Consider the following 22,215-nt stretch of genomic DNA (forward strand, 5'->3'; position numbering starts at 1 on the left):
CCCCTCATGCCGAGCGGTTGAACTCCCTGATCAGACCCGACAGTTCCAGCAGACTCTCGATGCGGAACAGGGGGAGGCGGTGGGCGTCCTTGGTGGGCCAGGTCAGTCTCGCCCAGGGGCCGCGGTGGAGGAGAGCCGTGTGGAGGCCGGCGGCTGCCGCGGGGCGGATGTCGTTGTCGAGACGGTCGCCCACGTAGAGGATCTCGTCCGGTTCCGCGGGGACCAGGGAGGTCAGGCGGGCGAAGAAGGCCGGGTCGGGCTTGGCGGTGCCCCAGTCGGCCGTGGTGCCGATCAGGTCGACGTCCGTGGCGAAGAGTTCGCGCAGGAGGCGGGCGGCGTGGGCCTCCTGGTTGCCGGCGATGCCGAGCCAGAGGCCGTCCGCGCGGAGGGCGGCCAGGGTGTCGCGTACGTCGTCGTACACGTCGGACTCGCCGAACGCCTCCGGCACCCCGGCGTCGGCCCGCCGCTCCCGCTCCGCCGCGAGGTCGAAGCCGGCCCGGAACTCCTCGAACACCTCGCGGTGATCCCGCCCTTGGGCCACCACCGCGCCGAACGCCGCCGAGAAGGTGTGCCGGGGTACGCCCAGCCAGTCGGCCCAGGTGCCGTACTCCGTCGTCTCGTCCACCAGACACTCACCGACATCGAAGACCGCAGCGCGAATCATGGTCGCCAGGGTAGTGCGAGCATCCCGCCCCGGTGATCTACGCGCCCAGGTGAGTCAGCAGCCCCTCCGGCACGGACAAGGGCAGCGCGGTTCGCCGGTGCCCGGGGCGGACGCGGGGGCTGTCCGGCGGTGACCTCCCCGCAGCGGGCGGTGAGGCGTTCGAGGGCGCCCTGAACCTGCCCGGTTCGCGGCGAGTTGTCTTGCTCACCCAGTAGGGCGTTGCTATCCCTTGGGCACTCAACTCCAGGGAGCACGCCGTGTATCGAGAACCCCCTCTTCCCGCTCCTCCGCGTTCACGTGCCCGGGGATTCATCTGTGCCGTCGCGGCCATCGCCCTCGTGACGCTCACCGGCGCGGCAAGTCCCCCCGACGCGCACACCCGGACGCCGGCGGACCCGGCAGCCGTGGTCCGCGAGTGGAACGCCATCGCGACCGACACGATCAAGACCAGCCTCGGCCCACGCCCCTCCGGGCAGGCAGCGATCTGGCAGGGATTCGTCTCCGTCGCCGTGTACAACGCCGTGGTGGGGATCGAAGGCGGCTACGACCTGTACAAATGGCACGAGCGCGGTCCGGCGAAGGCATCCTCCGCGGCGGCCGCCGCCACCGCGGCCCACGACGTGCTGCTCACCTACTTCCCCGCCTTCAAGGAGCGGCTCGACACCGCCTACGCGGACTCGCTCGCCGCCCTTCCGGCCGGTCATACCAGAGACCAGGGCGTGGCCTACGGAAAGCGCGCCGCCGCCCGCATCATCGAACTCCGGGATGGGGACGGCAGGTTCGCGGACGTTCCGTTCACCGCTTCCCCGGCACCGGGGGTCTGGCGGCCCACCCCGCCCGGGTTCCAGCCCTTCATCGACACCTGGCTCGCCAGGCTCCGCCCCCTCCTGCTCACCTCCCCGCAGCAGTTCCGGCCCGGCGAGCCACCCGCCCTCTCCTCGGCCGCTTACGCCGAGGATGTCCAGGAGCTGAAGACCATGGGCGTGAAGACCGGCTCGGGCAGGAGCGCGCGGCAAACCGAGACCGCCCTCTTCTTCAGCGGCAACCTGGTCGAACAGGTCCAGATCGCCGTACGGGACCACGCCGCCCGGCACCGGCTCGGCATCGCCGAGACGGCCCGGCTGTTCGCCGCGGTGAACGCGTCGGCGACCGACGCCGTCGTCACAGCCTGGGACGCCAAGCTCCGCTACGGCACCTGGCGGCCGATCACCGCCATCCGCCTCGCCGACACCGACGGCAACCCCGCGACGACGGCGGACCCGGCCTGGGAGCCGCTGCTCCTCACCCCACCCCACCCGGACTACATCGCCGGCCATACGACCGTCGCCGCCGCCGTGGCACGCGCCCTGACCGGCGTCCTCCGCACCTCGCACCTCGACCTCTACGTCCCCTCCGAGGTCACCGGCACCACGCGGTTCTACGGGTCCGCCGACGACCTCGACCGGGACGTCGTCGACGCGCGGGTGTGGGGCGGCGTCCACTCCCGCACGGCGGATGTGGTCGGCTGCCGGGCCGGCACCCGCGTGGCCGCCTGGGCGCTGGACCACTACTTCCAGCCGGTCGCCAAGGACGGCACCCAGCCGTCCCTGCCGACCCGAGCGGCTCGGCAGGGCAGCCTCGCCGAGCCGGAGTGCGGCGACGACACCGACTGACCCACACAGCCGGGGTCAGGGGACGAGATCCGGCCACCCGGAGCCCACTGTGCCACCCGATATCCCCTGTCGTAGATCGCGTGGGGCGCGCACACTGGGTGGAGAGCCCTGGGGAGGGAGACTCCGGATGAGGAGCACGAGGTCGTTCGGCCGGCTACTGGACTCCCCCTGGCCCCGCTCCGGCGCCGCCGTCCTCGCGGGCGCGTTGCCCGTACTCGCGTTCCCGGCGCCCGCGCTGTGGTGGTTCGCCTACGTCGCCCTCGTCCCGTGGATCGCGCTGGCCCGTACCGCGCCGACCGGACGCCGGGCCGCGCTCGACGGCTGGTGCGGCGGGCTCGGGTTCATGGTGGCCGTGCACCACTGGCTGCTGCCGAGCCTGCATGTGTTCATCTTCCTGATAGCCGCGCTGCTGGGCGCGCTGTGGGCCCCCTGGGGCCGGCTGGTGCGCCGCTTCCTGGGCGGCACCCCCTCCCCCGCCCGCGCCTCGGCCGCCCTGCTGGTCCTGCCCTCGGCGTGGCTGGCGGTGGAACTGGTCCGCTCCTGGCAGGGTCTCGGCGGCCCCTGGGGCATGCTCGGCTCCACCCAGTGGCAGGTCGGCCCGGCGCTGCGCCTGGCCTCGGTGGGCGGGGTGTGGCTGCTGAGCTTCCTGGTGGTCGCCGTCAACGTGGCGCTGGTGGTGCTGGTTTCGGTTCCCAGCTCCCGCGTCCCCGCCATGGCCTCCCTGATCGCCACCGCCGCCGCGACGAGCGCCGCGTACGCCTGGGCCCCGCGCGCGGACGTGGACGGGCGGGCGCGGATCGCGGTGGTCCAGCCGGGTGTGTACGTCGGCCCGGAGCAGCGGTTCGCGCGGGAGGAGACGCTGACCCGGCACTTGGCGGGACGGGACGTCGACCTGATCGTCTGGGGCGAGAGCAGCGTCGGCCACGACCTCGGCGACCGCGCCGACCTGGCCCGCCAGATCGCCGCCCTCTCCCGGCAGACCGGCGCCGAGATCCTGGTGAACGTGGACGCCCGCCGCTCGGATCGTCCCGGCATCTACAAGAGTTCGGTCCTGATCGGCCCGGACGGCCCCACCGGCGACCGGTACGACAAGATGCGGCTGGTCCCGTTCGGCGAGTACATACCGGCCCGCGCCCTGCTCGGCTGGGCCACCTCGGTCGGCAAGGCGGCGGGCGAGGACCGGCACCGGGGGACGGAGCAGGTCGTGATGGACGCCGGGCGCCTGAGGACAGGCCCGCTGATCTGCTTCGAGACCGCGTTCCCCGACATGGGCCGCCACCTCACCGAGGACGGCGCCGACATACTCCTCGGCCAGTCCGCCACCTCCTCCTTCCAGCACAGCTGGGCCCCCGAACAGCACGCCTCGCTGGCCGCGCTGCGGGCCGCCGAGACCGGCCGCCCGATGGTGCACGCCACCCTGACCGGCGTCTCGGCCGTCTACGGCCCGGACGGCGAACGCGTCGGCCCCCGGCTCGGCACCGGCGCGAGCGCCGCCCACGTGTACGACGTACCGCTGGCGCACGGCGTCACCCCGTACGTACGGCACGGCGACTGGCCGGTGGACGGTGCGCTGCTGGTGCTGGCGGTGCTCGGTGTGACGGAGGGCGTGCGGACGCTCAGGCCGCGCCGGACGGGGCCTGAGCCGCTCGTACCACGCGCTCGCACAGCTCGTGAGTCGCCAGCGCGTCCCGTGCGCTGACCGGTTCGCCCGCGCGGACGGCGTCGAGGAAGGTGAGGACGGCGCCCTCGATGCCGCGCTGGCGGGACACCGGCACCCAGTCGCCCCGGCGGCGCACGGTGGGCTGGCCCTTGTGGTCGATCACCTCGGCGAGGTTGATCACCTGGCGCTTGGTGTCCTGCCCGGAGACCTCCAGGATCTCCTCGGCCGAGCCGCTGAGCCGGTTCATCACGCCGAGTGCGGTGAACCCGTCGCCGGAGAGCTGGAGCACGACGTGGTGAAGCAGCCCGTCCTCGGTACGGACCCGCACCGTGACGTCGTCCACCGGGCCGGGGACCAGGAAGCGCAGGGTGTCGACGACGTGGATGAAGTCGTCCAGGATCATCGAGCGCGGTTCCTCGGGGAGGCCGACCCGGTTCTTCTGGAGCAGGATCAGGTCGCGCGGGTGCTCCAGGACCTGCGCGTAGGCGGGGGCGTAACGCCGGTTGAAGCCCACGAAGAGCGGCACGTCCTGGCGCTCGGCCAGCTCCACCAGCTTCTGGGAGTCGGTGAGTTCGTAGGCGAGCGGCTTGTCGACGTACGTGGGGACGCCGGCTTCCAGGAGCCGGGTGACGATCTCCGGGTGGACGGCGGTGGGCGCGTGCACGAAGGCCGCGTCCAGCCCGGCGTCCAGCAGCGAGTCCAGCGTCTCGTGCCGCTGCCCGGCGGGCAGGTGCAGCGAGTCGGCCACGGCGGCGAGGGTGGCGGGGGTGCGGGTCTGGAGGTGGAGGTCGAGTCCGGGCTGTGTGCCGAGGACCGGCAGATACGCCTTCCGCGCGATGTCGCCGAGTCCGATGCAGCCGACCTTCACCTGTGTACTCCTTACCGCTGTCCCGCGTTCCCGTCCTCGGCAGCATACGGCGGGCGCCAGTGGGCGATGCCGACGAGGACTGCGGCGGCAGCGCGGACGGCCACGGCCGCGCGGCGTCACCCCGCGTCCGCGCCACGCCCTCCCCACGGGGTGAGAGATCACTCGTGCGGGGCATGGCGGCACGTCGGTGGTGGAAGGCGGGCGAGGGGGTGCGCAGAGTGGGCGGGTGGATCGAACTTCGTCTGCCGCGGCCCTCCTGGTGGCCGTCACGACTCTGACCGGGTGTATGACCGTGCACGGGCCGGCGGTGCCCGCTTCGGGGCCGGCCGGCCCGCCCTCGCGGGCGGCGGCGGCCCGGCCGGACGGGAGCGCGCAGCCCCGCATGGACGAGGAGCCGGGGCAGGAGGCGCTGACCCGGACCGGCCCTTCCCCCAGCGCCACGAAGCCGCACCGCTCGGCGCCCGCCGCCGCGCCCGAGCCCCGGCGCACCCCCGTCGCCCCCGCCCCGCGCCGGGCGTACCCGGACCGTCCACGCGCCGACACCCCGCACGCGCCCCGCGCGGTGCCGCAGATCCCGAATGTGTGCGCGCTGGGCAAGAAGTACGGCGGCTGGCCCAAGAACAGCCCGCAGTCGACGATCTGCGAGCAGGCGTACGGGCGTTAGCGCGTCGGCCGCTGTCTCGGCGGCCCCCAGCCGTCGCCCTCCGAGGGGCCGGTGTCGGGAAGGCGGAGTTCCAGCCGGGTGATCGCGTCCCGGACGGCCGTGCCGTAGCCGTCGTCGGGGAGGATGCCGGCCGCGCGGCGGGCGCGGCGGAGGTGGGTGCGGGCGGCGTCGGCGCGGTCCAGCTTGAGGTAGTCGGCCGCGAGGCTGAGGTGCAGCGACGGGTAGAAGCCGCGCACGCTGGCGGGGTCGGCGCCGGGCCGGCCGTCGGTCAGCTCGTCGGCCGCCGACAACGCCCTCAGGTCCCAGGCGAGTTCGTCCGCCGGGTCGTCCTGGGTGTCGGCCAGGTAGTGGGCGAGGGTGCAGCGGTGCAGCGGGTCACCGGACTCGGCCGTCTCGGCCCACAGCTCCAGCAGCCGGCGCCGGGCCTCCTCCCGGTCGCCGCCGCGGTGCAGCATCACGATCTGCCCGATCCGGGTGAGCAGGGCATCGGGCGCCGTCTGCTCCTGTCGCTCCGCCACCGCGCCCTCCGGACCCGTCACCCGGCCGCTCGTCGGCCGTCCGCCCATGACGCTAACCGCAGCCGGCGGCGATACCGGGCAGGCGGCCCCGGACGGAACGGTGAGACCGCCTGGCCGGTCCCCGCTCAGCCCAGGTCGGGGATGCGCCAGTCGATCGGCTCGTGGCCCTGCGCGGCGACGGCCTCGTTGATCTGCGTGAAGGGGCGCGAGCCGAAGAACTTCTTCGCGGACAGCGGCGAGGGATGCGCGCCCTTGACGACCACGTGCCGCGTCTCGTCGATCAGCGGCAGCTTCTTCTGGGCGTAGTTGCCCCACAGCACGAACACCGCCGGGTCGGGACGGGAGGCCACCGCGCGGATCACCGCGTCCGTGAACTTCTCCCAGCCCTTGCCCTTGTGCGAGTTGGCCTCGCCGGAGCGCACGGTGAGCACCGCGTTCAGCAGCAGGACGCCCTGTTCGGCCCAGGGCATCAGATAGCCGTTGTCCGGGACGGGCAGGCCCAGCTCCTCGTGCATTTCCTTGTAGATGTTCCGCAGCGACGGCGGGGTCTTCACACCGGGCCGCACCGAGAAGCACAGCCCGTGCCCCTGGCCCTCGCCGTGGTACGGGTCCTGGCCGAGCACGAGCACCTTGACCTGGTCGTACGGCGTCGCGTCCAGCGCCGCGAAGACCTCCTCGCGCGGCGGGTAGACGGGACCCTTCGCCCGCTCCTCCTCGACGAACTCCGTCAGCTCCTTGAAATAGGGCTGCTGGAGCTCGTCGCCCAGAACGCTCTGCCAGGACGCGGGCAGCATGGCGATGTCGGTCACGTCGGTGTCCCTAACGATCGGCGGTCACTTCCAAGGCTTCAGAACCTACAGGCGACCACTGACAACGCCGACGGCAGGCCGCTCACCAGCTCGTCTTCCGGTTCAGCTCCCACATCATCATGATCGTCGAGGGGTCGAGGGCACGCTCGCCGCCGGAGATGTCCTCACTCGCGGCGATGTACTGGCGTCCCTGCCACAGCGGGATCAGCCGGGCGTCCTCCACCATGATCCGCTGGGCGGCCGTCAGGTCCTTCACCACCTGGGCCCGGTCCCCCTGCGCCCGCGACCGGGGCAGCAGCTCACCGGTGATCCTCTTGCTCACGTAGGGGGTGCCGAGGGCGTTGTGCTCGCCGACGAAGGGCGCGATGAAGTTGTCCGCGTCGGGGAAGTCCGGGAACCAGCCCCGGCCGAACACCGGGTACTCCCCCTTCTGGTAGCCGGTGACGTAGGTCTTCCAGGGGCGGGCGCGCAGGGTGATGGTGAACAGCCCGGAGGCTTCCAGTTGCCGCTTCAGCTCCCGGAACATCACGCCGGTCTCGGAGCCGTAGCGGTCGGAGGTGTACCAGAAGGTGAGCGGGACCCGCTGCCTGATGCCCGCCTCGGCGAGGATCGTGCGGGCCTTGCCGGCGCTGGGTTCGCCGAAGTGGTCGAAGTAGGAGGTGGCGTGGCCGGTCAGGCCCTTGGGGACCATGGAGTACAGCGGTTCGACGGTGTCCCGGTACACCTTGTGCGCGATGGCACCCCGGTCCACGACCTGGGCTATGGCCTTGCGCACGGCGTCGTTGCCGGCCCAGCGGTCCTTGGGGTTGAACACCAGGTAGCTGATGTCGGTGCCGGTGCCGTCGACCAGTTGCAGCCCGGCCGGGGACTGCCGCTGGAGGGTGAGGATGTCGTTGGCGGCGAGTCCGCGGTAGGTGACGTCGATGCTCTTGTCGCGCAGCGCCTCGACCATCGCGGCGGAGTCCTGGAAGTACCGGATGGTCACCGCCTTGTTCTCCCGCTCGGCGAAGCCCTCGTACTGGTCGTTGCGCACCAGCACGGCCCGCTTGCCCTCGTCGTAGGACGCCAGGCGGTACGGGCCGGAGCCATGCACGTCGCCGTCCTTGCGCAGCGAGTTGGCGGGGTACTCGCGCGGGTCGACGAGGGACATGGCCGGGGTGGCGAGGACGAACGGGAAGGTGGCGTCGGGCCTCTTGAGGTGGAAGACGATCTCCCGCGCGCCCCTGGTCTCCACCCGGTCCAGCCCCTCCAGCAGTCCGGCGGGGCCGCTCGGGGCGTTGATGGTGCGGATGCGGTCGATGGAGTGCCGGACGGCCTCGGCGTCGAGCGGGTGGCCGTCGGCGAACTTCAGCCCGGCACGCAGCTTGCAGCGGTAGGTGCGGCTGGTGGAGTCGGTGAAGGAACAGCTCTCCGCGGCGTCCGGCTGGGGGGTGGTCGCGCCGTTCGGGTAGGCCAGGAGGGTCTGGTAGACGTTGCGGAACAGTTCCCAGGAGCCGTCCCAGGCGCCCGCCGGGTCCAGGGTGCTCGGCGCGCTGGTCGTCCCCACCACGATCGGGCTGCTGTCGTCCGGGCCGGCGTCGGAGAGCAGTCCGCAGCCGGGCAGCAGGGTGATGAGGGAGGTGAGGGACACGGCCGCCGCGACCCTGCGCCGGACTCTGTTCCGCTTGAACACGCGCTCGCTCCTCGATCCGCCGTACCAAGGTCGGCAGACCATACCGCAGCACCGGACCTAGCGAACCTCCCCTGAAACATGGCTTGTTGATCAATTCCGAGTGACTACGTTGTCATGCGGCGGATCCGCCGGGAACGCGTACGGGCGCCGCTCCCCCTTGGGGGAACGGCGCCCGTGGCGGCGCGGGCCGGGCGGGGTCAGCCCACCCCGGCGTTGAGGAAGATGCCGCCGTCCACGACGAGCGTCTGACCGGTGACCCAGTCGGACTGCGCGGAGGTGAGGAAGGCCGCGGCCCCACCGATGTCGGAGGGGACGCCGAGCCGGCCGAGCGGGTAGGAGGCGGCCGCCTCCTCCTCCCGGCCCTCGTACAGGGCCTCGGCGAACTTGGTCTTCACGACCGCCGGGGCGATCGCGTTGACCCGCACCTTCGGCGCGAACTCGTGCGCGAGCTGCTGGGTCAGGTTGATCATCGCGGCCTTGCTCACGCCGTACACGCCGATGAACGGCGAGGGCGCGAGGCCGGCGACGGAGGCGATGTTGACGATCGCGCCGCCGTTCTCCCGCTGCCAGGCGTGCCAGGTCTTCTGGGCGAAGCCGAGCGCCGAGATCACGTTCGTCTCGAAGACCTTGCGGGCCACGTCCAGGTCGACGTCGGCGATGGGGCCGAAGACCGGGTTCGTGCCCGCGTTGTTGACCAGGTAGTCAACGCGGCCGAACGCCTCCATGGCGCGTTCGACGGCCTCGGTCTGGTGGGCGAGGTCGTGGGCCTTGCCGGCGACGCCGATGACGCGGTCGGCACCGAGCCGCTCGACGGCCTCCTTCAGCGCCTCCTCGTTGCGGCCGGTGATGACGACGCGGTCACCGCGTGCCACCAGGGCCTCCGCGACGCCGTAGCCGATGCCCCGGCTGGCGCCCGTGACGAGCGCGGCCTTGCCGGAGAGTGCGGGGAGTTCAGTCATGTCCGTGTGCTCCAGGGTTCTCGGGTCCGGACCGGCTAGTCGAGCGGTCCGCCCGCGACGTACAGCACCTGGCCGGAGACGAATCCGGCCGCCTCGCCGGTGAAGAAGGCGATGGCGTTGGCGATGTCCTCGGGCTCACCGACGCGCTGGACCGGGATCTGGGTGGCGGCGGCCTTCTTGAAGTCGTCGAAGCCCATGCCCACGCGGTCGGCCGTGGCCTTGGTCATCTCGGTGGCGATGAAGCCGGGGGCGACGGCGTTGGCGGTGATGCCGAACTTGCCCAGCTCGATGGCGAGAGTCTTGGTGAAGCCCTGGAGACCCGCCTTGGCGGCCGAGTAGTTGGCCTGGCCGCGGTTGCCGAGCGCGGAGGACGAGGACAGGTTGACGACCCGGCCGAAGCCCGCGTCCACCATGTGCTTCTGCACGGCCTTGGTCATCAGGAACGAGCCGCGCAGGTGCACGCCGAGCACGGTGTCCCAGTCGGACACGCTCATCTTGAACAGCAGGTTGTCGCGGAGCACCCCGGCGTTGTTGACCAGGATGGTGGGCGCGCCCAGCTCCTCCGCGATCCGCGCGACGGCGGCCTCGACCTGCGCCTCGTCGGAGACGTCGGCGCCGACCGCGAGGGCCTTGCCGCCCGCGGCGGTGATCTTCTCGACGGTGTCCTTGCAGGCGGCCTCGTCCAGGTCGACGACGGCGACGGCGTGACCCTCGGCGGCCAGCCGGACGGCGGTGGCGGCGCCGATGCCGCGCGCCGCGCCGGTTACTACCGCGACCCGCTGTTCAGTGGTGGACATTGCTGCTTCTCCTCGCCCTTGAGAGAACCCGGCCGGTCCGGACCGGACCCGCCGTGCGGTGAGCGACCGCTTAGTACCTTCAGCACCCGTGACGCTAGAAGCCCTGGCACCCGGTGTCAACGGGACACCGGGCGGTGTGATCCATTACCTCACCAGGAGGTCCAGCAGCCGCTCCGTCTCGGCCACCGGGTCGGCGGTCAGCCCGGTGTGCACCGGGCCGGGCCGCACCACCGTGGAACGGGGCGCGATCAGCCACCGGAATCGCCGCCCGGCGTCGTCACCGGCCGCCTGCCCGGCGTCCTCCCCACCGGCGCAGATCCGCTCCACGGCGCCGAGCGCGGCGCGCACCCCTTCGACGTCCGCGTCCGGGTCGAGTGCGAGCAGCCGGGCCTCGTCCAGGTGGGTGCGGGCGCCGACGTAGCCGCGGGCGCGGCAGTAGACGATCACGCCCGCGTTGATCCGCTCGCCGCGCTCGACGCGGGGGACGACCCGCAGCAGGGCGTACTCGTACACCTCGCGGTCGCCGCCCTGGCCGCTCCGGATGATGTGGCGCTCGACCACACTTCCGGCCATGTGAATGTGGTGCTCGCTCACTTGCTCTCCTTGAGGCCCTCGATGCGTTCGTGGACGGTGCCCGCGCGGGCGAGCAGCGGGCGCGCGTAGGCACGGCGCAGGTCGTCGGGTGTGCCGAAGCCGGGTTCGCCGGCCAGCCAGGCGTCCGGGATCCTGGCGGTGACCTCGGCGAGCAGCTCCTCGGTGACCAGGGGGGCCAGGTCGGCCGCCGCGGCGCCGACGTCGGGGGTGAAGCGGGCGAGGGCGTGGTCGGCCGCGTCGTAGGGCCGGGCGGCGGAGGCGTCGACGGAGGGCCAGTTGTGGTGCCAGATCATGGTGGCGCCGTGGTCGATGAGCCACAGCCCACCCCCTTGCACCAGGAGGTTGGGGTTGCGCCAGGAGCGGTCGACGTTGTTGACCAGCGCGTCGAACCACACGATCCGGCCCGCCTCTCCGGGGTCGACGGGGAAGGCGAGCGGGTCGTAGCCGAGGGCACCGGAGAGGAAGTCCATGCCGAGGTTGACACCCCCGCTGGCGCGCAACAGGTCCTGCACCTGCCGCTCGGGCTCCCCCAGTCCGAGCACGGGGTCCAGCCCGACGGTCACGAGGCCGGGCACCCGGAAGCCGAGGCGCCGGGCGAGTTCCCCGCAGACGACCTCGGCGACCAGGGTCTTGCGGCCCTGCCCGGCGCCGGTGAACTTCAGGACGTAGAGCCCGAGATCGTCGGCCTCGACGAGCCCCGGCAGCGAGCCGCCCTCACGCAGGGGCGTGACGAACCGGGTGGCGGTGACTTCGGTCAGCATTTGCCCAGGCTATCTCGCCTACGACGGCCCACCCCGGCCCCTGTTCCGGCGCCTCCTGGCAGGATCGGCGCATGACGAACACTCCGCTGCGGATCAACGCCCTCATCGTCGACGCCAACGACCCCGAGCGGCTCGCCGCGTTCTGGTCCGAGCTGCTCGGCAGGCCGGTCGTGGGCCGCACGGGCCCCTACGTCTGGCTCCGGCGGGAGGACGGTCTGGGCCTCGGATTCCAGCGGGCCGACGGCCCCAAGTCGGGCAAGAACCGTATGCACTTCGACGTCACCGCCGCCGACCCGGCCGCCGAGCAGCGGCGCGTGGAGGCGCTGGGCGGGCACCGGCTGACGGAGTACGACGAGGGCGGGTTCCTGGTGATGGCGGACCCGGAGGGCAATGAGTTCTGCGTCATCCCCGACGGCCCCTTCGAGCTGGACGACGACGGCCGCGCCCACTACCTCGGCTGACCCGCCGCCCCTACGATCGGCGACGCCCCCTCCCGGCCGTACGACCGTCAGGAGCACCATGGAGACGTCGCCCTCCTCAGTCCCGCACCGCCTGAACCCCGCCGGGGGCTGCCCGCACGCCGACAACGCCCGGCTGCTGGCCCTCGGCGCGGTGGCGCCCGTCGAGCTGCCGGGCGGGATCGAGGGGATGGCCGTGCTGGGCCACGACGCGCTGCGTGAGTTCCTCCAGCATCCCGAAGTCGCCAAGGACGTACGGCACTTCAAGGCGCTGCACGAGGGCCGGATCGCACCGGGCTGGCCACTGCTGACCTTCGCCACCGTGCGCGGCATGACCACGGCCGACGGGGCGGACCACCGGCGGCTGCGGTCGCTGGTCAGCCGGGCCTTCACCCCGCGCCGGGTGGACGGACTCCGGCCGCGCGTCGAGGAGTTGACCGAAACGCTGCTGGACGGCCTCGCGGCGGCGGACGGCGTCGTCGACCTCCGGCAGCGCTTCGCGCTCCCGCTGCCGATGGGCGTCATCTGTGAACTCCTCGGGGTGGACGAGCGGTTCCGCGACCGCCTGCACCGGCTCAGCAATCAGGTGGTGGCGACCGACATCGGCCCGGAGGCGGCACTGGCCGCCAACCGCGAACTCGTCGCCGTCCTGGGCGAGATAGCCGCGGGCAAGGCGGCGCACCCCGGCGACGACCTGACCAGCGCCCTCATCGCGGCCCGGGACGAGGGCGGCGACCGGCTCGGACAGGAGGAGCTGATCGGCACACTGGTGCTGCTGATCGTGGCCGGGCACGAGACCACCCTGAATCTGATCACCAACGCCGTGCGGGCCCTGTGCGCGCACCGCGACCAGCTCGGCCTGGTCCGTTCCGGGGCCGCCAGCTGGGCCGACGTGGTGGAGGAGACCCTGCGCTGGGACTCCCCTGTCAGCTACTTCCCGTTCCGCTATCCGGTACGGGACCTCGACGTCGACGGTACGACGATCCCGGCGGGCACTCCGGTCCTGGCCGGCTACTCCGCCGCCGGACGCGACAAGGCGGCGCACGGCCAGGACGCCGACCGCTTCGATGTCACGCGTCCGGCCCGCGCCGACGCCGTGCGCAGTCTGTCGCTGGGGCACGGCGCCCACTACTGCGCGGGCGCTCCCCTGGCCCGGCTGGAGGCGACGGTCGCGCTGGAGCGGCTGTTCGCCCGCTTCCCGGACCTCGAGCTCGCCGTGCCGGAGGCGGACCTGCCGCGTCACGCCGGCTTCGTCGGCAACAGCGTGCGGGAGTTGCCGGTCCGCCTCAGCGGTCGGGTGCGGCCTGGAGGGACGGCAGGGTGAGGTGCCACCACTCGGCCAGGCGGGCGGTGATGGTGGCGGTGCCCTCCAGCGCCTCGGTCAGCGAGCAGAGGCCGAAGAAGGCGCGCACCAGGGCGCGGGCGGTGGGGGCGGGCCGGATGTGCGGGGCCAGGTGGCCGGTGGCCCGCGCCTGGGCCAGCAGGCGGGTGGTGGCGGCGGTCCAGAGGGCGAAGGGGTCGGGGAGCGTGGCGTTGATGACCTCGCGCTCGGCCCACAGCCTGGCGCCCCCACGGGTCACGGGGTCCTCGGCGAGAGCCTTGGCGATGTCGTAGCTCAGCGCGACGAGCCGGTCCATCGGCGGGACCGTGTCGTTCGTGTAGCGGGCGGTGAGTTCGGGCCAGGTGGCGAAACGATCCCGGACGACGGCGAGGGCGATGCCCTCCTTGCTCGCGTAGTGGAAGTACACGGCGCCGCTCGTCCGTCCCGACCTGCTGCTTATGTCGTTGACGCTGGTGCCCGCGTACCCGCGTTCGGCGAAGAGGGAGGCAGCCGCCTCCAGGAGTGATCGGCGCGTTGCCCTGGCGCGTTCCTGCAACGTCCCGTCCACCCTCGCTCAACGTTCCCGACTCCGGAGAATGTAATGCGCCCGCGTGCGCCGGGAGCAACTGCAACCACACTCGCGCGGTAATTGCGCATTTCTTTCGAGGATGAACGCGGGCGAGTGGTAAAGGGTGCGCAACCCCTCCGTTTCAGTGCTTCGCCGGCGGAGCGGCGGCCCTCGTGCATCGGGGCCGGCCCCGTGGTGAACATGCCTCAACTGTGCTTTCGCACAACGCCGTTGGCGTCCTCGGTGACCACTCCCGCCGCCGGGCACCAAGAGGGCACATACACCCCGAAACCCGTCGCCGTCGATAACTCCTTGTAGTTATTTCCTCACTCTTAGCGCGCAAATAACGTAGCGGCCACGATGTTTCCGTTTCCCGAGCTATGCCGGGAATGCCCGTTCCAGGGAGGTCATTGTGTCCACCACGGGTCATCAACTGCTGGGCTGGTCCCCCAAGGCCGTCGTCTTCGACTGCGACGGCACGCTGATGGACAGCGAACGCCACTGGCAGGAGGCCCGCGGCCGGGCCTTCCGGGGCTTCGGCCTCCAGCCCCCGCCGGGCTTCGCCGACCAGGCCAAGGGAGTGCACTACGCCGACTGCGGGCGGCTGATGGCCGAAGCGGTGCGCAAGCCCGAGCTGACCACCGACCTGACGGCCGCCCTCCTCCACCACTTCCTCGACCTCGTCGCGGACGACCCGGTGACGATGCCGGGCGCCGTCGACCTCGTGCGCCTGCTCTCCGGCAGACTCCCCCTCGCCGTGGCGAGCAACTGCCCCGCGGAGGTGGTGGAGGCGAGCCTCGAACGGGCGGGTCTGCGCGCCCACTTCGCACACATCGTCGTCCCCTCCCCGGCCTCGGCCGGCGACACCGGCACGGTCCGCCCCAAGCCGTGGCCGGACGTGTACGAGACGGCGGCCCGGCTGTGCGGGGTGGACGCGGAGGAGGCCCTCGCCGTCGAGGACTCCCTGACCGGCGTGGAGTCGGCCCGCCGTGCCCGGCTGCGCGTCGTGGGCGTCGGCCCCCGGCCGGACGGGGACGACGCGCACCGTGCCGACCTGTGGGTACCCACCCTGCACACGGCGGAGTTGCTGACCTGGGTGCACACCTGGGCGCCGCTCGCCGGGAGTTGATCCGGGGGCCGCCTCTTACGCCGTCCTCATGCCCGGGCGGCGAGGATCGGGGCCGTCGGTGAACGTCAGGTGCCACGGGGCCGTACCCCTGGACGGATCAAGAACGTTCACCCAGGCGGAAGGAAACGCCCATGACCAGCGCAACGCCCCGACCCACTGCCGGACCGGACCGGCGTACCGTGATCGCCGCGGCGGGAGCGGCCGGCCTCACCGTGGCGCTGGCGGCGTGCGGTTCGGGAGACGGCGACTCGGACGCGGCCGGCTCCGGCTCCGCCGGGGACGCCCTCGCCAAGACGGCCGACATCCCCGAGGGCGGCGGCAAGATCTTCAAGGACCAGGGGGTGGTGGTCACCCAGCCCAGCGCCGGTACGTACAAGGCGTTCTCCGCCAAGTGCACGCACCAGGGGTGTGCGGTGGGCAGTGTCGCGGACGGGGTGATCGTCTGCCCGTGCCACAACAGCCACTTCTCGGTGGCCGACGGCAGCGTGAAAAAGGGGCCGGCCACGGCTCCGCTGCCCGAGCAGAAGATCAGCGTGTCCGGCGACGAGATCAAGCTGGCCTGACCGGGAAGGGGGGCCGCATGACCGTCACGCAGCAGCGCCGGGGCCGGAAGATCATGATGACGCCCGGCGAGCTGGACGGGTTCCTGACCAGTCAGCGCACCTGCCGGGTGGCGACCGTCTCGGCGGACGGCACCCCGCACGTGAGCGCGCTGTGGTTCGTCTGGGACGGCACCTCGCTGTGGCTCTACTCCGTGGTGCGAAGCAGACGCTGGACCCAGCTCCGGAACGACGCGCGGGTGGCGGTGGTCGTCGACTCCGGTGAGGAGTACGACCAGTTGCGGGGGGCCGAGCTGTCCGGGCGGGTGGAGTTCGTGGGCGAGGTGCCCCGCACGGGGGAGCTGTGCGCCGAACTCGACACGGTGGAGACGCTGTTCGCACGGAAGAACTTCGGCATGGACGAGATGCCGCACGACGGGCGGCACGCCTGGGCCCGGCTGACCCCGGAGAAGGTCGTGTCCTGGGACTTCCGCAAGCTCAGCGGGCGTTGAGGGTTCAGCCGAGCCGCGCGGCCGCCGTGCGCAGGGCGTCGACGGCGGCCCGGATCGAGGGCCGCCGGTCGGCGTCCGCGCGCCACAGCACGTAGACGTGCCGCCGCACCCGCTGCTTGAGCGGGACCAGGACGACGCCGGGCGGTACGGGGTCGCGGCCCAGCAGGGGCGCGATGCACACCCCGAGCCCGGCGGCGACCAGCGCGAGTTGGGTGTGGGTCTCGCCCGCGCGATGGCCGACGATGGGTTCGACGCCCTTGGAGCGCAGGGTGAACAGCAGCCACTCGTGGCAGAACTCGCCCTCGCCCCAGGTGATCCACTCGTCCCCGGCGAACTCCGCGAGGTCGACCTCGTCCCGGCCGGCCAGCGGGTGCCCGGCGGGCAGGGCGACCTCGGCGGGGTCGTCCAGCAGGGGTTCCTTGACCAGCCCGTCGGGCACCGGCATCGGCTTGTTGTACCAGTCGAGGACGACCGCGAGGTCCAGGTCGCCGCGCGCGACCCCGGCGACGCCGAGTTCGGGCTCCAGCTCGCAGGAGCGGAGCCGCAGGGCGGGGTGCTGGGCGCGCAGTGCGGCGAGCGCGGCGGGGAAGAGGCCGCGGGCCGCGGTGGGGAACGCGGACATCCTGAGTTCCCCGGCGACCTGGCCGCGGTGTGCCTCCAGGTCGGACTGGGCCAGCTCGACCTGGGAGAGGATGCGGGCCGCGTGCTCGGACAGCAGGCGTCCGGCGTCGGTGAGGCGCACTCCGCGCCCGTTCTTGGCGAGCAGCCGCTGTCCGGCCTCGCGCTCCAGCTTGCCGAGCTGCTGGGACACCGCTGACGTGGTCACGTGCAGCGCCTCAGCGGCGGCGCTGACGGAGCCGTGCCGGGCGAAGGCGTGCAGGGTACGCAGGCGCTCCAGGTTCAACATGTAAGCGATCCTAAACGGCATCGCGCTCACATTCTCGATTGTGCTACGAAGTTGCGTACCGCATCTTTGACGGCATGAGTACGGTCATCCCTTCCCGGCCCCAGTCCCCCGCCGCCCAGTCCCCCACAGCCCCGGCCCCCACCGCTCGGCCGCCCCGCCTGCTCGACTGGCGGCTGCGCTTCGGCCTGCTGTCCCTGATCTGGGGCTTCAGCTTCCTCCTGATCAAGGTGGGCACGGGTGCGTACGCCCCCTTCCAGGTCACCCTGGGCCGCCTGCTGTTCGGCACGCTGGTGCTCGTGGCCGCCATGGCCGTGAAGCGGGAGCGGCTGCCGCGCGGGGGCCGCACCTGGGCGCACCTGACCGTGGCCGCGTTCTTCCTGAACGCTCTGCCCTTCTCGCTCTTCGCGTTCGCCGAGCTGACGATCCCCTCCACGCTGGCCGGCATCTGCAACGCCACCTCCCCGCTGTGGGGCATGGCCTTCTCCCTGGTCGCCCTCTCCGAGGACCGCCCCACCCGCGTCCGCGTCGCCGGACTGGGCCTCGGCTTCCTCGGCGTCCTGACCGTCCTCGGCGCCTGGCAGGGCTTCCACGGCCTGGACGCACGGGGCACCGCCCTGGCCCTCCTGGCCTCTCTGAGCTACCCCGTCGGCTGGATCTACGTCCGCCGCACCCTGGCCGGCACCACCGACTCCCACCTCTCGATGACCGGCGCGCAACTCCTCCTCGCCACGGCACAACTCGCCCTGGTCACGCCCCTGTTCACCACCCTCCCGGCCCACTTCCCGGTACTCCCGTTCCTCGCCGTGGCCGCCCTGGGCGCCCTCGGCACAGGCCTCGCCATGCTCGTCCAGTACGGCCTCGTCGCCGAGGTCGGCCCCACCACGGCCCAGATGGTCACCTACTTCGTCCCGGTCATCGCCACGGTCGCCGGAGTGACGATCCTCGGCGAGTCCCTCCACTGGACGACACCGGTGGGCGCGGCGATCGTGATCGCGGGGGCGGCGCTGACACAGGTCAGGCGCAAGGGCTGACCGCCCCGCCCGCACGACCGCCCCTACCCGTACGACCGCGCCGGGGACGGCCGTACCGCCGCCGCCACCGCTTCCGCCAGCGGGACGATGTCCGCCTCGGCCAGCGGGGACACCGTGATGCGGATCGCGGGCGGGGAGTTCAGGCGGAAGCGGGCGCCGGGGGCTACGGCCCAGCCGGACTGGAGGAGGCGGGCGACGGCGCCGGTCTCGTCGGGGACCGGCACCCAGACGTTCATGCCGCTGCGGCCGTGGGCCGTGACGCCGCGCTCCGCGAGGGCGTCGAGCAGGCGCCCGCGGCGCGTGCTGTAGGACGCGGCCACCTCCGGCCCCGCCGCGCCGTCGGCCCAGAGGCGGACGACGGCCCGTTGGAGGAGGTGGCTCACCCAGCCGGGACCGAGCCGCTGACGTCCGCGTACCAGGTCGACGGTGCGGGTGTCCCCGGCGAGGACGGCGAGCCGCAGGTCGGGGCCGTAGGTCTTGGAGACGGAGCGGACGAAGGCCCAGTGCGGGGTGGCGCCCGCCAGGGGGTGCGCCGGGAGGTCGACGAAGCCGTGCCCGTGGTCGTCCTCGATCAGCACGGTACCGGGGTGCTCGCGCAGCACCGCACGGAGTTCGCGGGCGCGGGCCGCACTCACCGAAGCGCCGGTGGGGTTCTGGGCACGGGTGGTGACGAGCAGCGCGCGGGCGCCGGCGCGCAGGGCGGCGTCCAGCTCGGCGGGGAGCGGGCCCTCGTCGTCCACCCCGACGGGTACGGCCCGCAGCCCGAGCGCCGGGATCAGGTCCAGCACGCTCCCCCAGCCGGGGTCCTCCACGGCGACCGCGTCGCCGGGCCGCAGATGCGCGGCGAGGACACGCTCGATGGCGTCGAGCGAGCCGGAGGTGAGGGTGAGCGGCCCGGCCGGAACCCCGTCCGCGTCCAGCGCCGAGCGGGCGGCGCGCACCAGGTCCGGGTCGGCCGGGTCGTCTCCGTACAGCGCCGGGGCGCGGTCCGCGCGGGCGGCGGCCTCCGCGAACGCCGGGCCCAGGGCGGGCAGCAGCGCCGGGTCGGGGTTGCCGGTGGACAGGTCGCGCGCGCCTTCCGGCACGTCCACACGCAGCTCTTCGCGGCCCGTGGTGGCGGGCTTGGGGCGGACACGGCTGCCCCGGCGGCCGGCGGTCTCGATCACCCCGCGCTCGCGCAGGGTGCGGTAGGCGGCCGCGACCGTATTGGGATTGACGTCGAGCCGGGCCGCCAACTCCCGCATGGGGGGCAGCGGTTGACCCGGTAGCAGCTCCCCGGAGCCGACCGCGTGTTCGACGCTGGCCGCGATCTCCGCTGCGCCGCGCCCCTGAATCGGATACTCTCCTAGCACAAACGCAATTATGCACTAGTACAATCCAGCAGTCCAGGGAGGGCCGCCATGCAGGGCACCGGACAGGCAGCACCGCAGGCCGAGTACGCACCGACCGACCGCACCGTGCCCACCAGGGCCCCGCAGCGTGCGTCGTACGACAGGGAGGCGGTGCACGCGATCCTCGACGAGGGCTACCTCTGCCACCTCGGCTTCGTCCGCGACGGCGCCCCCGTGGTGCTGCCCACGCTGTACGGCCGGGTCGGCGAGCGGCTGTACGTGCACGGGTCCACGGGTTCGCGTCCGCTGCGGATGACCGGCGCCGCAGATCCGGGACTCCCGGTGTGCCTGACGGTCACCCATGTCGACGGCCTGGTGCTGGCCCGCTCCGCCTTCCACCACTCGATCAACTACCGCTCGGTGGTGGTGCACGGCGTGGCGTACGAGGTCACCGACCCCGAGGAGCGCCGGATCGCGCTGGACGCCGTGGTGGACCAGGTGGTGCCGGGCCGCTCGGCCGACTCCCGCCCCGCCAACCGCAAGGAACTGGCCGCGACGGCGGTGATCCGGCTGGACCTGCAGGAGGTCTCGGCCAAGGTCCGCACCGGCGGCGTCAACGACGAGCCGGAGGATCTCACCCTGCCGCACTGGGCCGGAGTCGTCCCCGTACAGAAGACCTACGCGACCCCGCTCGCCGACGCCGACCTGGCCCCCGGCACCGAACTGCCGGCCTACTTGGCGGAGTTGACGAAGTAGGCCCCGCGGGAGCCTAGGCCGCGGTCCCCCGCGCCGACAGCTCCCGTTCCGCGCCCCCCTCCGCGACCGGCTCGGGGACCCCCTGGGCCGGCGCCGAGGACTGGGCGATGAACGCCCCGAGGAGCACGACCGCGCCCCCGGCCACCTGCGGCAGCGAGAGGTGCTCGCCGAGCAGCACCCAGGCCAGCACGGTGGCGATGACCGCCTCCAGGCACGCCACGACCCCGGCGACCTGCGGCGACAGCCGCCGTACGGACAGCACGCCGGTGACGTAGGCGGCGACCGTGGCGACGAGCACGATCCAGACGAGCAGCGCGAGCGCGGGCACCGGCGTGCCGTCGAGGTGCGCCGTGCCGGTGAGCACCGAGCGGTCCATGGTCCAGGGCCGCGCGACGAGGGTGAGCACGGCGGCGCCGACCAGCAGGCCGTACGCGATCACGCCGAGCGGGTCGGGTGCCCGCTCCCCCGCGTCACCGCCCTGGTCGGACAGCACGAAGTACCCGACCTGGCAGCAGGCGGCGCCGAGGGCCAGCAGCAGGCCGAGCGCGTCGAAGCGGAGCCCGGACCACACCTCCACCACACAGGCGAGTCCGCCGGCCGCGAGGACCACACCGAGCGCGGCCGCCCTGGTCACCGGCCGCCGCTGCACGAAGCGCACCCAGCCGAGCACCAGCGCAGGGGCCAGGTATTCGACGAGCAGCGCGACCCCGACCGGGATGCGGGAGAGCGCGGCGAAGTAGCACGCCTGCACTCCGGCGACCGCCAGCAGCCCGAACCCGGCGAGCAGCGCCGGGCGTCGGCGGAGCAGCCCGCGGTGCCGTACGGCGAGGGGCAGCATCACCAGGGCGGCACCGGTCACCCGGAGCCAGACGACGTGCAGCGGGTCCAGGCCCGCCTCGATCAGGGGCTTGGCCGCGACTCCCGACCCGCCGAAGGCCAGGGCCGAGACGAGCGCGAGGCCCAGCCCGGCGCCCCGGCCGCTGCCACTGTTTCCGGACGTACGCACGCGCACATGATGACAGGCGATGACATGAGCGTCACCCCTGTTGACACCTGTCTCAGAAGATGGACGCGGGGGCTCACCCGCCCGTGGCGCGGGGTGCCTTTCTCGCCGCCAGGGCGCCCGCCGGGATTCCGGCGTGCTCCAGCACCTCGACGGCGCGGGAGCGCGGGTCGGCCACCAGGGCGGCGAGCAGATCGAGGCCGGCGGCGTGGAGTTCGCCCCGGCGGTCGGCGCGGCGCCGGGCGTCCCGCATGGCCTCGGCCGCGAGGGGCGACCAGCGCTCGGGACCCTCGAAGGTGCCGTCGTCCCGCACCGGTCTCGGTACGGCACCCGGTGTGCCGCCGCCCTCCGCCACGCGCTGCCAGCCGAGCCCGTAGCCGATGCTGCGCTGCACCAGGTAGCCGAGCAGCCGGACCAGGTGGGGGCCCATGGCGGCTCGGGCCTCGGGGTCCGCGTCGAGGAGGGAGTGCAGCAGGTGGGCGGTGTCGATCTGCCGGTCGCCGTCCCGCACGGCGCGGCGGCGGGCACCGGCCACGACCGCGGCGAGCGTTGCGTCGAGTCCGGTGTCGTCCGGTGCGCCGGCGCCGCCCTCGTCGGGGACGGTCCGACCGGCTGTACGGGGTTCCACGGTCCCACCCCATCAGTCACGGCGGCCTCTTCACATCCGCGAGGGGAACCATTCGCGCGTCCCACGCAGAGTGGAGAACGGCGTACGCCGTCTCCTCCTCACGGATGAGGCCGCGCCTTCTCCCCAGGGGGCGCCCGGCCCGGCACTCGCCCCCGCGCAACCCCACGGCTCCCTCACACGTCTCACATGAAGTGGAGGAAGGATGCCCGTGCTGGCTGGTGGGCCTGCCGGCGGTGGACGGCAAGCAGTACGTCTACCGGGTGTACGCCCCGGGGGACGCTCTGCCCGCCGACCTGTTCTGGGACGCCTGGCACTGCCATGACGAGGGCCCCTTCCCACGGGCGTGGGACCTGTTCGACGCGGCGGTGATACGCCGGGTGCCGACGGCCTGATCCCCGGCGCACGCCGGCCAGG

General features: G+C 72.9%; 25 protein-coding genes. 11 read left to right on the forward strand and 14 right to left on the reverse strand.

What is annotated here, in order from left to right:
* Positions 1–4: 4 nt before the first annotated feature.
* Entirely contained in the window at positions 5–664 is a 660-nt protein-coding gene (locus E5082_RS11560; RefSeq protein WP_135791149.1) for an HAD family hydrolase, read from the reverse strand.
* A gap of 338 nt (positions 665–1,002) precedes the next feature.
* On the opposite strand from E5082_RS11560, the gene E5082_RS11565 reads away from it, so the two are divergent.
* Positions 1,003–2,316, forward strand: coding sequence for a vanadium-dependent haloperoxidase (locus E5082_RS11565; RefSeq protein ID WP_190045247.1), 1,314 nt, complete (start codon positions 1,003–1,005; stop codon positions 2,314–2,316).
* Between the two features lie 127 nt (positions 2,317–2,443).
* On the forward strand, positions 2,444–4,015 hold the full coding sequence (lnt, locus tag E5082_RS11570; protein WP_135791150.1) for an apolipoprotein N-acyltransferase: 1,572 nt from the start codon (positions 2,444–2,446) through the stop codon (positions 4,013–4,015).
* On the opposite strand, the gene E5082_RS11575 is transcribed toward lnt, so the two are convergent.
* Positions 3,933–4,844 (reverse strand): Gfo/Idh/MocA family protein, encoded by a 912-nt coding sequence (locus E5082_RS11575; protein WP_135791151.1) that lies wholly within the window; start codon positions 4,842–4,844, stop codon positions 3,933–3,935. The genes lnt and E5082_RS11575 overlap by 83 nt on opposite strands.
* 286 nt (positions 4,845–5,130) lie before the next feature.
* On the opposite strand from E5082_RS11575, the gene E5082_RS11580 reads away from it, so the two are divergent.
* A complete protein-coding gene (locus tag E5082_RS11580) occupies positions 5,131–5,508 on the forward strand; it encodes a hypothetical protein (protein WP_229918798.1) in 378 nt (125 codons plus the stop codon).
* Here the strand turns inward: E5082_RS11580 and E5082_RS11585 are convergent.
* The 7 genes from E5082_RS11585 to E5082_RS11615 all read right to left on the reverse strand — a co-directional run bounded on the left by E5082_RS11585 (position 5,505) and on the right by E5082_RS11615 (position 11,618).
* Complete coding sequence (locus E5082_RS11585) at positions 5,505–6,026, reverse strand: hypothetical protein (protein WP_135791244.1); 522 nt, start codon at positions 6,024–6,026, stop codon at positions 5,505–5,507. The genes E5082_RS11580 and E5082_RS11585 overlap by 4 nt on opposite strands.
* 125 nt (positions 6,027–6,151) lie before the next feature.
* Positions 6,152–6,835 carry a uracil-DNA glycosylase gene (ung, locus tag E5082_RS11590; RefSeq protein ID WP_135791152.1) on the reverse strand — a complete coding sequence of 228 codons (684 nt, stop codon included), beginning with the start codon at positions 6,833–6,835 and terminating at the stop codon, positions 6,152–6,154.
* A gap of 82 nt (positions 6,836–6,917) precedes the next feature.
* A complete protein-coding gene (locus tag E5082_RS11595) occupies positions 6,918–8,507 on the reverse strand; it encodes an ABC transporter substrate-binding protein (RefSeq protein WP_135791153.1) in 1,590 nt (529 codons plus the stop codon).
* Positions 8,508–8,704: 197 nt separating this feature from the next.
* Positions 8,705–9,466 carry an SDR family oxidoreductase gene (locus E5082_RS11600; protein ID WP_135791154.1) on the reverse strand — a complete coding sequence of 254 codons (762 nt, stop codon included), beginning with the start codon at positions 9,464–9,466 and terminating at the stop codon, positions 8,705–8,707.
* Between the two features lie 35 nt (positions 9,467–9,501).
* Positions 9,502–10,263, reverse strand: coding sequence for a 3-oxoacyl-ACP reductase FabG (fabG, locus tag E5082_RS11605; protein WP_135791155.1), 762 nt, complete (start codon positions 10,261–10,263; stop codon positions 9,502–9,504).
* A 144-nt stretch (positions 10,264–10,407) separates the two neighbouring features.
* Entirely contained in the window at positions 10,408–10,857 is a 450-nt protein-coding gene (locus tag E5082_RS11610) for a DUF3037 domain-containing protein (protein ID WP_135791156.1), read from the reverse strand.
* Positions 10,854–11,618 carry a HipA family kinase gene (locus E5082_RS11615; protein ID WP_135791157.1) on the reverse strand — a complete coding sequence of 255 codons (765 nt, stop codon included), beginning with the start codon at positions 11,616–11,618 and terminating at the stop codon, positions 10,854–10,856. Before E5082_RS11615 ends, E5082_RS11610 begins: the two co-directional genes overlap by 4 nt.
* A 71-nt stretch (positions 11,619–11,689) precedes the next feature.
* Here E5082_RS11615 and E5082_RS11620 point away from each other — a divergent pair, with 71 nt between their 5' ends.
* The gene (locus E5082_RS11620) at positions 11,690–12,079 is read left to right on the forward strand and encodes a VOC family protein (protein WP_135791158.1); all 390 of its coding nucleotides are present in this window, start codon (positions 11,690–11,692) and stop codon (positions 12,077–12,079) included.
* A gap of 58 nt (positions 12,080–12,137) precedes the next feature.
* A complete protein-coding gene (locus tag E5082_RS11625; protein WP_135791159.1) occupies positions 12,138–13,400 on the forward strand; it encodes a cytochrome P450 family protein in 1,263 nt (420 codons plus the stop codon).
* On the opposite strand, the gene E5082_RS11630 is transcribed toward E5082_RS11625, so the two are convergent.
* Entirely contained in the window at positions 13,363–13,965 is a 603-nt protein-coding gene (locus E5082_RS11630; protein WP_190045248.1) for a ScbR family autoregulator-binding transcription factor, read from the reverse strand. The two genes, E5082_RS11625 and E5082_RS11630, sit on opposite strands and share 38 nt — an antisense overlap.
* 412 nt (positions 13,966–14,377) lie before the next feature.
* Here E5082_RS11630 and E5082_RS11635 point away from each other — a divergent pair, with 412 nt between their 5' ends.
* The 3 genes from E5082_RS11635 to E5082_RS11645 all read left to right on the forward strand — a co-directional run bounded on the left by E5082_RS11635 (position 14,378) and on the right by E5082_RS11645 (position 16,145).
* A complete protein-coding gene (locus E5082_RS11635; protein WP_135791160.1) occupies positions 14,378–15,094 on the forward strand; it encodes an HAD family hydrolase in 717 nt (238 codons plus the stop codon).
* 131 nt (positions 15,095–15,225) lie between these two features.
* Positions 15,226–15,657 carry a Rieske (2Fe-2S) protein gene (locus E5082_RS11640; RefSeq protein ID WP_135791161.1) on the forward strand — a complete coding sequence of 144 codons (432 nt, stop codon included), beginning with the start codon at positions 15,226–15,228 and terminating at the stop codon, positions 15,655–15,657.
* A 17-nt stretch (positions 15,658–15,674) separates the two neighbouring features.
* On the forward strand, positions 15,675–16,145 hold the full coding sequence (locus E5082_RS11645; RefSeq protein WP_135791162.1) for a pyridoxamine 5'-phosphate oxidase family protein: 471 nt from the start codon (positions 15,675–15,677) through the stop codon (positions 16,143–16,145).
* A 4-nt stretch (positions 16,146–16,149) separates the two neighbouring features.
* On the opposite strand, the gene E5082_RS11650 is transcribed toward E5082_RS11645, so the two are convergent.
* On the reverse strand, positions 16,150–17,052 hold the full coding sequence (locus E5082_RS11650) for a LysR family transcriptional regulator (protein WP_135791163.1): 903 nt from the start codon (positions 17,050–17,052) through the stop codon (positions 16,150–16,152).
* Between the two features lie 74 nt (positions 17,053–17,126).
* On the opposite strand from E5082_RS11650, the gene E5082_RS11655 reads away from it, so the two are divergent.
* Positions 17,127–18,083 (forward strand): DMT family transporter, encoded by a 957-nt coding sequence (locus E5082_RS11655; RefSeq protein WP_190045249.1) that lies wholly within the window; start codon positions 17,127–17,129, stop codon positions 18,081–18,083.
* A 23-nt stretch (positions 18,084–18,106) separates the two neighbouring features.
* On the opposite strand, the gene E5082_RS11660 is transcribed toward E5082_RS11655, so the two are convergent.
* Positions 18,107–19,435: an aminotransferase class I/II-fold pyridoxal phosphate-dependent enzyme gene (locus E5082_RS11660; protein ID WP_135791165.1), complete on the reverse strand. Its 1,329-nt coding sequence runs from the start codon at positions 19,433–19,435 to the stop codon at positions 18,107–18,109.
* 48 nt (positions 19,436–19,483) lie between these two features.
* On the opposite strand from E5082_RS11660, the gene E5082_RS11665 reads away from it, so the two are divergent.
* Positions 19,484–20,170: a pyridoxamine 5'-phosphate oxidase family protein gene (locus E5082_RS11665; RefSeq protein WP_135791166.1), complete on the forward strand. Its 687-nt coding sequence runs from the start codon at positions 19,484–19,486 to the stop codon at positions 20,168–20,170.
* Between the two features lie 13 nt (positions 20,171–20,183).
* Here the strand turns inward: E5082_RS11665 and E5082_RS11670 are convergent, their stop codons facing one another.
* Together E5082_RS11670 and E5082_RS11675 are read right to left on the reverse strand one after the other, a co-directional pair.
* On the reverse strand, positions 20,184–21,176 hold the full coding sequence (locus E5082_RS11670; protein WP_373310020.1) for an EamA family transporter: 993 nt from the start codon (positions 21,174–21,176) through the stop codon (positions 20,184–20,186).
* A gap of 73 nt (positions 21,177–21,249) precedes the next feature.
* Entirely contained in the window at positions 21,250–21,801 is a 552-nt protein-coding gene (locus E5082_RS11675; protein ID WP_135791168.1) for a Clp protease N-terminal domain-containing protein, read from the reverse strand.
* 218 nt (positions 21,802–22,019) lie between these two features.
* Here E5082_RS11675 and E5082_RS11680 point away from each other — a divergent pair, with 218 nt between their 5' ends.
* Complete coding sequence (locus E5082_RS11680; protein WP_135791169.1) at positions 22,020–22,193, forward strand: hypothetical protein; 174 nt, start codon at positions 22,020–22,022, stop codon at positions 22,191–22,193.
* Positions 22,194–22,215 lie beyond the last annotated feature (22 nt).

The organism is Streptomyces griseoluteus (assembly GCF_004784465.1).
GTDB lineage: Bacteria > Actinomycetota > Actinomycetes > Streptomycetales > Streptomycetaceae > Streptomyces > Streptomyces griseoluteus.

Coding starts and splice junctions, on each gene's coding strand:
- E5082_RS11665 (WP_135791166.1), top strand. CDS start 19,484: ATGCAGGGCACCGGACAGGCAGCACCGCAGGCCGAGTACGCACCGACC.
- E5082_RS11580 (WP_229918798.1), top strand. CDS start 5,131: ATGACCGTGCACGGGCCGGCGGTGCCCGCTTCGGGGCCGGCCGGCCCG.
- E5082_RS11560 (WP_135791149.1), bottom strand. CDS start 664: ATGATTCGCGCTGCGGTCTTCGATGTCGGTGAGTGTCTGGTGGACGAG.
- E5082_RS11650 (WP_135791163.1), bottom strand. CDS start 17,052: ATGTTGAACCTGGAGCGCCTGCGTACCCTGCACGCCTTCGCCCGGCAC.
- fabG (WP_135791155.1), bottom strand. CDS start 10,263: ATGTCCACCACTGAACAGCGGGTCGCGGTAGTAACCGGCGCGGCGCGC.
- E5082_RS11600 (WP_135791154.1), bottom strand. CDS start 9,466: ATGACTGAACTCCCCGCACTCTCCGGCAAGGCCGCGCTCGTCACGGGC.
- lnt (WP_135791150.1), top strand. CDS start 2,444: ATGAGGAGCACGAGGTCGTTCGGCCGGCTACTGGACTCCCCCTGGCCC.
- E5082_RS11645 (WP_135791162.1), top strand. CDS start 15,675: ATGACCGTCACGCAGCAGCGCCGGGGCCGGAAGATCATGATGACGCCC.
- E5082_RS11620 (WP_135791158.1), top strand. CDS start 11,690: ATGACGAACACTCCGCTGCGGATCAACGCCCTCATCGTCGACGCCAAC.
- E5082_RS11655 (WP_190045249.1), top strand. CDS start 17,127: ATGAGTACGGTCATCCCTTCCCGGCCCCAGTCCCCCGCCGCCCAGTCC.
- E5082_RS11640 (WP_135791161.1), top strand. CDS start 15,226: ATGACCAGCGCAACGCCCCGACCCACTGCCGGACCGGACCGGCGTACC.
- E5082_RS11615 (WP_135791157.1), bottom strand. CDS start 11,618: ATGCTGACCGAAGTCACCGCCACCCGGTTCGTCACGCCCCTGCGTGAG.
- E5082_RS11625 (WP_135791159.1), top strand. CDS start 12,138: ATGGAGACGTCGCCCTCCTCAGTCCCGCACCGCCTGAACCCCGCCGGG.